Genomic DNA, 13,537 nt, shown 5'->3' with positions numbered 1-13,537 from the left:
GGGAATAACAGCATGAGCGCGATTTATTACGTAATAGCTTTTGCAGCGGGCCTGGGTATTACCCTTCAGACGACACTGAACAGTCAGCTCGCAAAAGGGCTCGGCGGAGATCCGGTCACCGCCGCGTTCTTTTCCTTTACGGCCGGGGCGTTGAGCCTCGGGATTTACTCGCTGCTACGTGGAGGGTTATTTACCTCTCTCGCTGCTATTCCTTCGCAGCCTGCGTGGAGTCTGGCGGGCGGCCTGATCGGTGCCTGTGCGTTGTTCAGCTACGTGGTGCTGGCACCGAAAATCGGTTTTTCAGCTCTGCTAGGGCTGGCAATCGTTGGGCAATTACTCTCGTCGCAAATGATTGACCATTTCGGTCTGCTGGGTGCTGTTAGGCGACCGGTTTCGCTGCTCAAACTGGGGGGCATGCTGGTCATGCTGGCAGGTCTCGCCATCATGCTTTTTGGTGACAAACTTTCAGCGCGTTTTTTGCCCTGACAGGGTGAGAATTACTCCTTACGGCGCTCTGCCATAGTGCAGATGGCCGTAAGTTTTTGGTCAGGCGATGCGAAACTTTTATATGCGGGAGAAATAACATGTTTTCAGTGGCTGCTGATGCCAGAAATTTGCTGGGAGAGTGCCCAATCTGGTGCGAGAGGACACGCAGGATTTACTGGACTGACATTGAAGGCAGCGAACTGCTTGCCCTTGAAGAAGACACCAGTGTTGTGATGCGCTGGTCCCTGCCGGAGCGCCTCGGTTCGTTTGCACTTACTGAAAATCCTGACGTTTTACTGATGGGGCTGGCATCCAGATTCGCCTTCTGCGATCTGAATACAGGTACCTTTATGCCGATAGTGGCGTCACCAGGAGGACCGGGAACACGGACAGGGGATGGTCGGTGCGACCGTGAGGGTAATTTCGTCTTCGGGACCATGGATGACGGGTACCCCGCGAAAGTCATAGGAAGATTTCACAGGCTAAATGCAGCGACACTCAGCATTGAGACTCTACCCCTGCCTGAGGTGGCCATCCCGAACAGCATCTGCTTCAGTCCGGACGGCAGCACGATGTATTACTGTGACTCGATGCAGGGCCGTATAATGTGCTGTGATTACCCCTCTATGAATAACCAGCGCGTGTTCACTGTAACAGAAGGAAAGGGGGCGCCTGACGGCTCCTGCGTGGACGCAATGGGCTATATCTGGAATGCCGAATGGGGAGGAAGCCGTGTTGTACGTTATCGTCCAGACGGAACGACGGACCGTATACTGCCCTCTCCAGGAATTCAGAGCACTTGTCCGACACTCGCGGGAGAAGCATTCACAACGCTGTATTGTACCAGTGCCAGCGTGGGTCTTTCTGTGCCGTCAAGGCATGATGGAGCGCTGCTGAGAGCGAAATCAGCCGTATTCCCCGGTTTACCGGAGAGCCGGTTTTCAGCGCACACAGCATAACCGCTTTGCTATCAGTGCCAACAGGGGGAACAGAGTCTTTCTCATCACCGTATTCGGATAGGCAGGAGAAAGACTCTGGTATTTATTACAGCAGCTTAAATACGTTTATAGCGAGCTGCCCGGGGCCAGGTTTGCATTAATCCAGGCTGCCACATCGGTGACCCGAATGTTATGGCGTTCATTGAATGTCTGCTTTTTATCCCATGCAACTCCCCGCCCCTGCGCAAAAACGGCACGATACTTAGACATCATGTCTTGTGGGTTGAGCGCCAGTTTATCTATCAGATATTCTTCGCTCCATACCGTGCAGTCGAAAGGGTGGCCAAGCGCTGATTGCAGCTTATCTGCAACCTCTGCGTAGGTCAGTGTATCACCGGCGATATACACAATTTCATTACGGATGCGAGGAGTTGTAAATACGATCGCTGCCGTCAGCACCCCGATATCATCAGGTGTTGTCAGCGTCATGGTGTTGTCAATGCTGCCGAGTGCGTGAACAGTATCGTTCTGCAGATCGACCACACCGAAGTCTGGTTCGAACAAATAGCTCATGAAGATGCCGGTCGAAATGATGACCCACTCAGTTTCATGCTGGCTGCGTAGTAAATCACGCACGTCAATCTGCGCGTCGAAGATGTCTTGTGGACTGCCACGTCCGATGGCATCAAAATCGGCACCAAACTGCCATGGAAAATAGCGTGGAATTCGCGCCTGCAGGGCCGCCTGCGCCAGTTTCATTGGTGTATTTATTCCGGCCGCGTACCCCGTGCAGCCAACGACTGTGTCAAATTGCGCAAAGAGGCTGGCCAAATCGTCGACAGAACTCATGACGAGATCGCCCGTGACTATATTAATACCGAGGTTTCTGATTTCCGTGATAACTAATTTTTTTACAGGTTCATCTGACGTTACGGTACTTTCGCGCAGCAGTACGCTGATTTTCGTTCCCTCCACATCTTTTGCCCGAAGGGCAAGATTTCGCAGAACGGGGAGGCCCAGCTCACCGGCACCGAGCACGAGGATTTTCTCAGACGTAGCGTTAAGATCAGTTTTGTTCATAATCTGGCCTTACATGAATTGTTGCGCCACTCTAGCAATTCATAACAGGCTAAAAAAGAAGGTACACGTATGATACCGGGAATCTGTGAAATGGATCGGGACGAAATTCTTCAGTATTCGCAGGCTGTTTGTAAGGGTCTGAGAGACGATGATGATGGCTTGCGGCGGGAGGTACTGGCTCATGCAGGCAGTCGATGGTCACTGGGTATCGTCAACACGCTTGGCGTTTATGGCAGACTACGTCACGCCGAAATTGGCAGGCGTATGCACGGAGTGACTCAGCGCATGCTGACACGTACATTACGACAGCTTGAGCGCGACGGACTGGTTATTCGCCATGATTTCAGTGAAATCCCGCCACGAGTCGAATACGAGCTGTCCGATACAGGTATGGAGTTACTTGTGCGAATGATCCCGCTGTGGACCTGGATTGTCGATAATGCTGATCGCTTTCGTGAAGACCGGTTGAGATATGAAAAAAATAACAATAACCCAAGGGCGTAACTGGCTATGAATATAAATATCACTTTTTGTGATTTGTAGATAATACAAGTGTTTGAATTGATGAGCCTTTCGATATGTATGTATACAGTAGTCATCCGGAGACAGAACCGATTTCACCAAGCTTGGTCGGGATGGTGTAATTACAGAGGATTATATTTTACGTATGTCTGACATCAATGTTAGTCTGTACATATTTCAAATGGGTGTTAAAGCGAATTTTATTTTTTGCTACCATTAATTCGGCCTTGAAAATTATCTGACAGGATGGCCTACCCTTTCAGAATTATAGATGGGCTGGTGAAACAATATTTAAAAACTGGTGTTTTTTTATGATTTCTAAAGAAAACAATGAAATATCTTCTAATTATCATGATCTTCCTGGTTATGTTCATGGGGCGAAAATTATCCAAGTCGCCTTGACTAAAACCCCTATAGATAATATTAGTGATGTGGTTTATGAGACAGTAAAAAAAACTCGTTCTGTCAGGCAATTGCATATGTCTTTTCTTGTTCCTCGTACCAACATTTTGAAACCAGGTATCATTTATTTTCCTGGGGGTGGGTTTATGACCGCTGAACACAACAAATTTGTGGAGATGCGCATGGCTTTAGCGGAGGCTGGCTTTGTTGTTGCAGCGGCAGAATACAGGACAATTCCTGATACTTTCCCTGCGCCAGTGATAGATGCTAAAGCAGCAGTAAGATACCTTCGTCAACATGCCCATGATTATGGCATTGACCCCTCACGAATTGGTGTAATTGGCGATTCTGCTGGAGGCTGGCTGGCGCAGATGCTTGGTACCACTAATGGCGATAAGTCATTCGATCACGGCGATTTTCTCAGCCAGTCCGCTGATGTGCAGGCTGTCGCTACGCTTTACGGAATATCAGATCTGCGTAACATAGGTGACGGTTTTCCGGATCTCCGACAAAAAGTGCATCAGTCTCCTGCAGTCACGGAGTCACTGCTAATTAATGGTGTGGCTTTCAAGAATTTTGCAGGTGCCTCAATCAGTTCTGTACCTGAAAAAGCGATAAATGCAAGCCCCATAGGGCGTCTCAAGGGATGTAAACCTCCGTTCCTAATAATGCATGGAAGTAAGGATACATTAGTATCACCTAAACAGAGCGCAACGCTTTACAAAGCCCTTTTGGAATCGGGAAACAAAGCGGACTACGTCCTTATCGAAGGCGCAGAACACGGTGATGATCACTGGTATCAACCCGTTGTCATAAATAGGGTTGTTGACTGGTTCCGCGTGCATCTTTGTCCTGAAAATATATGACGACTGACGCTTTGCTGAATCACTCAGACTGTTTGGTAGCAACGTCCGCTTTTGGCACAAAGCTGTCTGTCAGGTTAGGTTATGGCCTTGAGCCATAAAAATGTTAGCTCAAATCTTCGCTAACATTTTTAGAGGCATTTTACCCGAATTCAATTGTCAATGTGTATTCCTGCATCACCAGAACGAGCTGCGGTACTCCGTGCTGCCGCAATACGCCCGTGAGCAATTTCCACATAATCCGCTTCCCGCTCAATACCGATGAAACAGAAACCTTCCATCGCCGCAGCTTTGCCGGTGCTTCCACTCCCCATAAAGGGATCAAGTACAGTGCCGCCTGGAGGGGTAACCAGGCGGCAGAGGTAACGCATCAGTTCGGTGGGCTTTACACACATATGATTGTTACGCTCACCACGATCTTTTTTGCTGGCTTTCGCACAATAAAAAAACCGACTGGCGCTGCTAATTTCTGCCTGTTGAGGAGTATCCGGGAACATAGCAAGTACTTCATCACTGCCATCATGGATAAGATTGGCAGGCCATCGGCCATCGGGGTTTCCTTGCCTGGCGATACCCCCGTCACCTTTATTTCTGCCTCGCCACATGTGGTTAGGATCGGAACCTCCCGGTCCATTTGGATAATCATAGGGGGATTCCCCCTCTGCCAGAGGGATCCTGCATTCTCTGACATTCAGAACGCCGGTACCATAAACGAGAACGTTCGATGCCATGGATCCCCTGAATGGCTTACGGGCAAGGGTAATAGGCTCCAGAGCCGGTTTCAACGCGTTATGAGATTTAGGAAAACCCGAGCCGTATACCCATCCCAGCATTCCGTCATGTCCGAATGCCGCATCCAGCAATTTGAGCTGATCCGACGATAAACTTTCAATGAGGACCTGAGCAGCAGTGCTGGTCTCGTAGAGAAATACGATCATGTCACGTATTTCAAATCCTGCATCCTCAATACGCGCTGCCATCCTGTGTTGAGTACGGGATCCCGCGAAGGACAGCAGATGACCACCGGGTTTAAGTAAGCGCAGACATTCTTCCCAGATGGCTTGTGAAGGAACATCATAGTCCCATGCCTTACCCATGAATTTAATACCATAGGGCGGGTCGGTCACGATGCTGTCCACCGAGTTGCCCGGCATACTGCGCAGTACGTCAAGGCAGTCGCCATGGGTCAGAACGTCATGCATGGTATTCCCTCCCGTCATCGCCATGAGCTGATGAAGAAGGGGCTTCCTGTTTATCATTGATACTCTCTTCCAGTTCATCAATTGTGCGGAACAGAAACATCTCGCGGTTTTTCGCATCAAACGGAACGGGCACAATGTTTCTCATCACCGTCCTGATGCTGGCAAACAGCCTGATCAGCGACTCCTTGGTTTTATCATCCGGCATCACATACATCGCATAGTGCCAGCGCCCGGCGTCGCTGGCGGCCAGATGACTGTTAATGATGCTGAGGTAACGGGCACGTGTTTTCATCGTTCGCTCTGTTTCCACCGCAACGATGGCGCCGCTGCTTAAGGTAATAATGCCGTCTGGTCGGTGTCGGACACCCGGATATCGCGCTATAAACTCTCCCCGATCGCCGTTAAGCCAGCCCGTACCGCCTTTTTCCTCTAGTGCGATCCTGACCCGCTGGTTTAACAGGCGATGCTCCAGCGTCCAGTGTCTGAGTTTGCCCGGCTCAAAATAGGCAGGGAAAACCTTGTCATTAGCGCTAACCACCATTGCCAGTCCCTGCATGGTGATCCCCCACAATGATTTTTTTCCGGTCAATACCGGGTATTTATGTTTATTCAAGAAGCCCATCGCAACCGCTTTATTAAGCAGGTTATACATCGCATGGTTATGTTTCCCTTTATAGCCGACAACTTTTTTTAAGGTCCGGAAATCAGAAAATGTTTCTTCTTTGAGAAAATACAACAATGCCCGCATTCTCTTTTTTGCGGTTTCATTTCTTTCAGCAACGTTATGAATAAGCATAGATAGCCTCACAGGTTAATGGAGGGTTTGTGGTTCTGGCTTTCTTTTTCGGTGTGCGAAGGGTTTTTATGCTCAAATGAAAACAGGTCGATATATTTCTTTTTCACAGGTATGTGGGATAGTTTGGTTGCCTTCGCTAGGTCATTCTGGGTAAAAACAAAACCAACAAATTGGGGGAGGTTAAGCAACATATTGCTGTCTATATAATATCGTTCAGCCTGGCGGATCATCCTGTCTGTTTCCATTTTCTCCGTCAGGGAAATATCCGTTTTAACTTTCCTCATTTCATCGTCAACCAGTATAGAGCCTGTCATTCTGGCGACCCAGTCGGCAGTATCCGGATCGCGAAGGCGATAAACCAGCATAAACTTGCAATTCTCAATCACCGAACCGGCAACGGCATCACCCTCCAGATCTGCCGGACAGTCATATAAATCTTTTACCGACTGGTGAGCCATGATGATATGCACACCTTTATCCCTCGCTGCGCCAAGTCCTTCAAGCGCAGGGCGGGACAGGTGATACTTGAGTTCATCAAGGAAAATAGCGACAGGACGAGGTTTGCCTTTTATCCGATCACGCGTTTCGGCTATCTGAATCAGGCGAGTTAAAATCATTCGCTGAGCCGATATGATTTTCTGGTTACGCATCGAGCCGATGATGTAGCAGCATCCGCCTTCATCAAAAATGGTCTTTAAGGAAAATCCGTTGCGGGCATTAATGGAATTCACTAAAGCGATTTCCTCAAGCTCGCCATAAAAAGCAGGCACATCTTCACTGAGAGATTTCACAAAGTCAGTGTTGAATAAATCACGTAATGTCATGCCATTTTCATAAATAGCAGCCGTGTTTCTCGCTGCACGGCGATCGGCAATACGATAAAAGTCAGCACCTTCGCCTTTTTTACCCAGGCTGAAACCGGCATTAAACAGTTCTTCCAGTTGTTCATGAGAAATATCAGCCAGTAAATCAAGCTGGAAATTAAGGTCGTTCAGGTTAATAAGAACAAATTTTTTTCCAGCTTTCTGACAGGCTTCCCGCATAACATGTGGTGCCCACTCATCATTTTTGGGATCTTCGACAAACACGCCTTCACCTGCAAGTATTGCCTGATAAAGCAGAACACAGACGCTCACCCCTTTACCGGAGCCTGTGGTGCCGATAAGGTCGGCATGTTGGGTCTGAAATTCTTCGGGGGTGATATATTGCGGCTGATTATCTTTATCCAGTCCGATAAAGATACCGTTATTGAGGTCAATATAATCCAGCGGATTATATGCAATGCTGTCAGGTAACATGTCTCTGACTTCACGAACATCCGTTCTGACATTTCTTTCCAGCTTGCTTTTTTTAATCATCCGATGTTTCAGACTGTCGACTTCTCCGACCAGAAGCCTTCGGGCAGTAATATGAAAAGCCAGACCAGCAAGGGTAAATCCGACAGTCAGTATCCAGAGTGATAATCTGAGCAGAATGTTATTGTCGAGTACTTTAAAGAAAAAACTCAGCCCCTGAATGGTCAGCGGTGACAGGGTGCCAAATATGAAAAAGAAGGTGGATATACCCGCCACCGATTTTAACCAGAAGGGGGCGTTTTTTCTTTCTTCACGTGGCAGATGAAAGATGAATGGCAGCGTCAGCCCGGCAAATATGGATAATATTACCGGGTTGTGTTGCAGCCACAGCAGAAAAAAAGAAAAGGCATCCGAAAAGGCATTCAGCCTTTGCATCAGATGAGTTCCCATTGCAGTGATCTCCGGTCTGATTTCGGTGTGACGGCGCATCACATGGGCGTCACCAATGGACGTCACACCCCACGCCCATACGCGACGCCTATTGATGACGCCCATAAAAGAATGAAAAGCATTGAACGTCTCCGACGCTCATGCCCGTGATCCGCGCTTTCAGAAAACAGCCGACCAGTGGTCGTCCGTCTCCTGAAACGCCCGAATGACGGGCAACGGCGTGTGACATTACGCTCGGGCTGGACGCTCTCACTGCATGTCACATGGGGGTAATGTCGCATCTGGACGCCGCGCCAAAACCCCCAGGGTCAACGGCGGCACACCGTCGCACGCTACGCGCGACCACCCCCTTTAAGACGGTCGCTTTCGCCTTTTTCTTCCCTTTGCTCGTGCCTCGCAGCGGGAATAAAAGGGAAGCTGACCTTTAAAGAGAGTGGTCGCGCCACGCTACCGGCTTTTGGCCGGAGACTTAGCCGCGACGGTGTGCGGGGCTGTGCCCCCCAAATAAATCGCTGTCGTGGGCGACAGCTTTTCGCTCGCTGGGGCGGCGAAATTTATTCGGCTCCCCCCGGCCGGCAAAATCCGCGTGGGCGCGGCTGTTTGCCGGTGAGGCGCGGTGCCTGAACTATTTTCGCTCCTTAACCCGCGAAAATAATTCTGTCCGCTGCCTCATTTTTACGGCCCGCATTTCTTCACTCCTTAATTCGCGAAAAATGTGCTAGACCGTAAAACCTGAAAACCGCCACGCCTTAAGCCTGATTCGGCTGAAATATTCCGCTGTCGTTTGAGAACTGAGAATAAAATAATAGCAGGGGTTAATATTGGTTCTCGCGGATTTCCCTGATGATGTCGGAATAACACTGACGACTTTCTTTAATGCTGGTTTCATCAAGCGTAAACCCTCGACGGTTAGCTTCTTCTGTCAGCGTTATTCTGTCGGTGCCGTTCAGCGTTTGCAGTAATTGCAATAACCGGCATATAACCCGGTAGTGATATATTTCATAATAAAGGCCGCATCCGTGCATCGACTCATTTTCAATGTGCTCAATAACACAGGCTGCGCGCATGGAATCTCCGCGCTGATGTGTCCAGGGATGCTGAATAAAACCCGGTTTCGTCATAAAGATAACCTCCGCTAATTAACCACGAATGCGGCCAAATTTATTGATAATCTGGCTGATAATGGCGGGGTCTGCCGAATCACATTCAAGTAAAAACGATTTTCTGGCATCGGCAGTATGGTCCGGCAGAAAACCGTGCCTGTTCTTTTTGACGATGTTAAAGAATGCTCGTTCGGCCGAATGGCATTCATTGCCGCCGCCGTTCCCGGTGGCTTTACCGTACATGCATAACACCACTTCACAGGCGTCAGCGGCCATGACGGAGGTGGAATATGACGCCATAGCGCTGAGTAATAAAGCGGAGGATATTACTTTTTTCATTTCGGTCACCTTCACATTTAAACTAGGGTAGCGTATTTGGATATGTTATTTACTGGAGTCCTTTGCTGAATACACCTCTCATGTCATTGAGATGAAGGGGTTTAAAATAAACATCACTCATCCGGCGTATGTCACCGTGAATATCAATGCTGACTATCACATCAATGCTCTTAAGCAACTTGCGTAACAGCACTTCGAAAGGCATGTTCCGGCAGTCGGGGTTTTCATAGCAGCGGTCAATTAACCCTTCGATACATTCTTCCGGGCTGCCCGCATGCAGGGAGGTTATCAATCCCTCATGCCCTGAACCGACGATTTTCAGGGCATCCCAGGCTTCCCGACCGCGAATTTCAGCCAGTAATATCCGGTCAGGGTTCATACGATAATTGGCGCGTATCAGTCTGCCGGGCGTGATAATGGCATTATCCCCGGCGTCCGCTGGATAAAAGAGATGGACATAATTGGTGTGGTGATAGAGCCGGATTTCGGGATTATCCTCAATGGTGGTCAGCCTGAGGTGCCGGGGAATCGAGTGCAGCAGCGTTTTCATATAGGTGGTTTTACCGGACCCGGTTTCACCGACGATAAAAATCGTCTTGCCGTATTCCACCGCTTTTTCCATAAAGCGGGGAATATCCTCACTCTGATAGTAGCGGGTCAGTTCAACATCTTTGCCTTCCGTTCGCTCCCTACCGGTCACCCGGTTATAAAATCCCGCATCAATCCATGACTGATGCGTTTTCTGCCCGAATGAGGGTTTGCGCAGGGTAATAGACACGGTATTACGCTCACAGGCCGGGGGAATAATGGCCTGAATGCGCTCGCCTGATTCAAGCGTGGCGGAGAGGATCGGCGAGGTGTCGTCGATATTATCGTCCTGCCACGACGCCAGCGCTCTGGCAAAGGCGTAACACTGGCGCAGCGTAATGGGGGCTTCATGTCTTCGCCATTTCCCCCGAATTTTGGTATGCAGTTCACCCGGCCGGTTAACGGCAATTTCCGTCAGGCCGTCCTGCGCAATAAACTCACCAAACAGCTGTTTTTTCATAAAATCCAGCGACAGGTTTTCAGCGTTCATACCACCTCTTTTTCAGTCGTAGCTGCCAGACGGATGAGAAATCAATGTCGGTGCCGGTCATGATCCCGATGACATCACCCTGATTCAGGTAAAGGGTGGGCGGGATATTGATGCTGTTGTCCAGCGTCGTTTTCGCCATTTCCGCCGTGGCGGCGCGGGTGTTTTCGGTGTAGTCGGTATTGCGGTCTTTCCCCGGGGCAGCATCCGACGCCGCCGCAGCCACGTCCTGCACGGTACTGAGCATCAGGGCATTGCCGAAGCGCTCCCAGAAGTGATTGTCGATCCAACCTGAGATCCCCGCCTCGCCGAGCGGGCCGCTGGCCTGCGTATCAGTTAGCGGGATTTGCAGGCTGCCGGGCTCAGGCGTACGCAGCTCCGTCCACAGCACAAACATCCTGCTGCGTCCGTGTTGCAGCGCCCCGGTGCGGTAGATGCCACGGGCGACCGTTCCCGCCGGGATCAGCGTCACATGGTTGCTGGCGCTGTAAACATCTTCACTGACCAGGCAGGAAATATGCCCCGCGACATCGGACACGAAGCGCCACATCATCGAACACGGGATATAGCGGTCCACCGGGATATAGAGATCAGGATCGAGGCCCAGCCGTCTGACGCCGGTGACACGGGCGACGCCCGGATTGTCGTTATTACCCGTTTCCGGCGAGGCAGTCTCCGGGCAGCGCAGGCGGCCATCTTTACCTCTGGTCAGTACTGACGGACAGGATGTGTACGTCGTGGATGATGACGGACTGTTGGACGTTTCTGCGTTGCTACGCATTTCACCCGGGGACGTGCGTGCATTATCACCCGGCATTGTTCGGGCGTTGTTCAGCCCGTCAGCCAGTGCGGCTGCCTTGTTCAGAGCGGGTGGGGCTGGTGGCAGGGTGGGTGCGGGAGTGACGGCTTGGCGGGCAGGGTCTGTTTCGTCCTGTGTGTGCGGCCCGAACAGGCCAAACGGGTTACTGTCCATGCCCAGATTTTGACGCTCATGCAGCGTCTTCCCGGCGGAGGTCGGCGGCGAGGTGTCGGCTTCTTTCTCATTACCCTCTTTCAATGCACTGAAAAGATGATCGCCGCCGGATGCCAGGGCGATCACCAGCGCCAGACTCAGCAGGCTGACGGTCAGCGTGCGGCGACCGGATGCCTTACGAAAACGGGTCACTTCCGGCTGGCCGGGCGGTGTTCTTTGCTCCGGCTCCTGATACGCCATTGCCGCACGGGCGCGTTCGCGGGCTTCCGCTTCCCGCTCTGCGGTAGTTTTTTCCGGCTTGTCCGGGACAGGTTTATCGGTCATCTGGCCTCCAGCGTAACGGACGGTGAAACGGTGTCGCTGCGGGTTATCGCGATGCGCCCGAACCCGTCGTTTTCGATCCCTACCACTGAGGTGCCGTAACGCAACACCAGTTGTGGCGCTGCCGGCACCACCATCACAATGTAATTACCCTGCTTAACTGTCCGGGGCGTGAGCGCCTGCTCCCGTCCGTTAACCACCCGGAAAACAGACGGCAGGGTTTTGATGGGGGAAAAACCGATATAAGCAAAACGACCATCATCCCAGGCAAAATCCGGTGCGATGGAGGCCGAACCGGCGGCGACCCGTTTGGTGTAGCGCCAGTTGCGCGGCGTGCTGGCCTGTCCGAATGCCGCCGCTATCTGCTGCTTCTCCTGTCTTTCACGCTGCTGCGTCTGACGCTCGGCGCTGGCGGCGGCGGATTGCTGGCGAACCTCGGCCGGATAGTGGTAACGGATAACGAACGCCTGCGCGTGGGAATCGTGGTCCAGCACGTTCAGCTCCAGGCTGTAATCACGCTTTGAGGTCACCACGAAGAGGTTGGTCTTCCAGTCCTTTGCCGTGGGCAGGAACACCTGGCTGACGTTGTTGCCGCTGGCGTCCGTCACCGGCTGGGTTATGGGGTTCGGGCTGACGCCGACCCGGTTATCACTTTTCGTGACCGTCCAGCCTTTTGGAAAACCCGCTTGTGCATCAATCACAGTTTCATCGTCGTCAAACAGCAGCGTGGTGACGTAGCCGGGACGGGTATTCACCACGGTGGCGTTCTGGCTGTTATACGATACGTTCTGCATCCGGCTGTCATAGCCGCTGCCGCGCGGGGTGGCGGCGCTCCATGTCGCGCATGACACCATTAAGCCCGTCAGGAGCAGGATGTTTTTCAGCATCATTCGCTCCTCAGTTCTTTATCGCGCTGGTAGCTGGTGACGATAAAGCCCAGCGGGTTCACTTCCCGCTGGCTGTCCGTCAGTTGCTGATGCGGGACATAGCGGTAAGTGAGGCGGATATTCCAGAAGTCCGTTTTCACTGAATTATCAGAAATACGACGGAGGGTGCGCTTAATACGCAGTGTTGCCAGGTTATCGGGTCCGGTGGCAGGTGCATGCACATTAGAAATAATGTCGATATAGACGACATATTCGGCTTTATTAAAAATAACGTCCGGAGCCTGGTCGCCGTTAAACCTGTCCAGATAATCCCGGTTCACAGTGTCGCTGTTAAATAACTGTACGTCGTCGTAATCACGCTGGAGGGAGAAGTAATTATACCCTTCGCGAAGACTGACATAGTGTGCCGCCAGTGAGTGGGCCAGTGCTTTTTCAGACGCAATATCCCGCACTTTAAGGCGGGTCATATACTCATAACGACCGGTCTGTTTGTCCACCGACCACAATTCAATGTCAGTGGTTTTCAGCGGCAGCAGAATAATAATGGCTGCGACCGCCAGTGCAGCCAGAATCAGCCCGGCAGCGGCCACCCGCCAGGCAGTTTTGCGGGAGCGCTCTTCCTTTTCCAGCAGGATGGATTCAAAAGAGCGCGAGACATCGATGATGCGCTGAATATCAGACATGGTGAGTCAGCTCCTGAATTATGGCGGGGGAATTAACCGGCTGGGGATCGCCGGACACCGGTGGGAGGTCGCCCTGATGCTGCGCGCAGCCCGTAAGCGCGCACAGCACCAGAAGCAAGATG

Annotated in this window: 14 protein-coding genes; 4 read left to right on the top strand and 10 right to left on the bottom strand. The window is 51.3% G+C overall.

Going from position 1 to position 13,537, the window contains the following annotated elements:
• Window positions 1-12 precede the first annotated feature (12 nt).
• Both ACESQ2_RS18460 and ACESQ2_RS18455 read left to right on the top strand, forming a co-directional pair.
• Window positions 13-486, top strand: coding sequence for a DMT family transporter (locus tag ACESQ2_RS18460; RefSeq protein WP_046622862.1), 474 nt, complete (start codon window positions 13-15; stop codon window positions 484-486).
• A 98-nt stretch (window positions 487-584) separates the two neighbouring features.
• Window positions 585-1,445 carry an SMP-30/gluconolactonase/LRE family protein gene (locus ACESQ2_RS18455; protein WP_012540029.1) on the top strand — a complete coding sequence of 287 codons (861 nt, stop codon included), beginning with the start codon at window positions 585-587 and terminating at the stop codon, window positions 1,443-1,445.
• A gap of 105 nt (window positions 1,446-1,550) precedes the next feature.
• Here the strand turns inward: ACESQ2_RS18455 and ACESQ2_RS18450 are convergent, their stop codons facing one another.
• The gene (locus ACESQ2_RS18450; protein ID WP_049082425.1) at window positions 1,551-2,504 is read right to left on the bottom strand and encodes an aromatic alcohol reductase; all 954 of its coding nucleotides are present in this window, start codon (window positions 2,502-2,504) and stop codon (window positions 1,551-1,553) included.
• A 69-nt stretch (window positions 2,505-2,573) separates the two neighbouring features.
• Here ACESQ2_RS18450 and ACESQ2_RS18445 point away from each other — a divergent pair, with 69 nt between their 5' ends.
• The gene (locus ACESQ2_RS18445) at window positions 2,574-3,008 is read left to right on the top strand and encodes a helix-turn-helix domain-containing protein (RefSeq protein WP_012539944.1); all 435 of its coding nucleotides are present in this window, start codon (window positions 2,574-2,576) and stop codon (window positions 3,006-3,008) included.
• A gap of 329 nt (window positions 3,009-3,337) precedes the next feature.
• Window positions 3,338-4,294, top strand: coding sequence for an alpha/beta hydrolase (locus ACESQ2_RS18440; RefSeq protein ID WP_012539955.1), 957 nt, complete (start codon window positions 3,338-3,340; stop codon window positions 4,292-4,294).
• Between the two features lie 149 nt (window positions 4,295-4,443).
• On the opposite strand, the gene ACESQ2_RS18435 is transcribed toward ACESQ2_RS18440, so the two are convergent.
• From ACESQ2_RS18435 to ACESQ2_RS18395, 9 genes are all read right to left on the bottom strand, one after another.
• A complete protein-coding gene (locus ACESQ2_RS18435) occupies window positions 4,444-5,493 on the bottom strand; it encodes a site-specific DNA-methyltransferase (RefSeq protein ID WP_049082439.1) in 1,050 nt (349 codons plus the stop codon).
• Window positions 5,486-6,289, bottom strand: a complete 804-nt coding sequence (gene mobC / locus ACESQ2_RS18430; protein WP_032754861.1) for a MobC family replication-relaxation protein — start codon at window positions 6,287-6,289, stop codon at window positions 5,486-5,488. The genes ACESQ2_RS18435 and mobC overlap by 8 nt, the downstream gene beginning before the upstream one ends.
• Window positions 6,290-6,297: 8 nt before the next feature.
• The gene (locus tag ACESQ2_RS18425; protein WP_049082426.1) at window positions 6,298-8,034 is read right to left on the bottom strand and encodes a type IV secretory system conjugative DNA transfer family protein; all 1,737 of its coding nucleotides are present in this window, start codon (window positions 8,032-8,034) and stop codon (window positions 6,298-6,300) included.
• An 815-nt stretch (window positions 8,035-8,849) separates the two neighbouring features.
• A complete protein-coding gene (locus tag ACESQ2_RS18420; protein WP_044612897.1) occupies window positions 8,850-9,155 on the bottom strand; it encodes a hypothetical protein in 306 nt (101 codons plus the stop codon).
• Window positions 9,156-9,173: 18 nt separating this feature from the next.
• On the bottom strand, window positions 9,174-9,476 hold the full coding sequence (locus ACESQ2_RS18415; RefSeq protein ID WP_044612898.1) for a TrbM/KikA/MpfK family conjugal transfer protein: 303 nt from the start codon (window positions 9,474-9,476) through the stop codon (window positions 9,174-9,176).
• A gap of 49 nt (window positions 9,477-9,525) precedes the next feature.
• Window positions 9,526-10,554, bottom strand: coding sequence for a P-type DNA transfer ATPase VirB11 (gene virB11 / locus ACESQ2_RS18410; protein ID WP_044612899.1), 1,029 nt, complete (start codon window positions 10,552-10,554; stop codon window positions 9,526-9,528).
• A complete protein-coding gene (gene virB10 / locus ACESQ2_RS18405) occupies window positions 10,544-11,848 on the bottom strand; it encodes a VirB10/TraB/TrbI family type IV secretion system protein (protein ID WP_044612900.1) in 1,305 nt (434 codons plus the stop codon). Before virB10 ends, virB11 begins: the two co-directional genes overlap by 11 nt.
• A complete protein-coding gene (gene virB9, locus ACESQ2_RS18400; protein WP_032699262.1) occupies window positions 11,845-12,732 on the bottom strand; it encodes a P-type conjugative transfer protein VirB9 in 888 nt (295 codons plus the stop codon). The genes virB10 and virB9 overlap by 4 nt, the downstream gene beginning before the upstream one ends.
• On the bottom strand, window positions 12,732-13,415 hold the full coding sequence (locus ACESQ2_RS18395; RefSeq protein WP_044612901.1) for a virB8 family protein: 684 nt from the start codon (window positions 13,413-13,415) through the stop codon (window positions 12,732-12,734). Before ACESQ2_RS18395 ends, virB9 begins: the two co-directional genes overlap by 1 nt.
• Window positions 13,416-13,537 lie beyond the last annotated feature (122 nt).

This window comes from Klebsiella sp. Q11 (assembly GCF_964241505.1).
In the GTDB taxonomy this organism is placed as follows: Bacteria; Pseudomonadota; Gammaproteobacteria; order Enterobacterales; family Enterobacteriaceae; genus Klebsiella; species Klebsiella michiganensis.
Note: the sequence above shows the minus strand (reverse complement) of the source record. Positions and strands in the feature narration are given on the sequence as shown.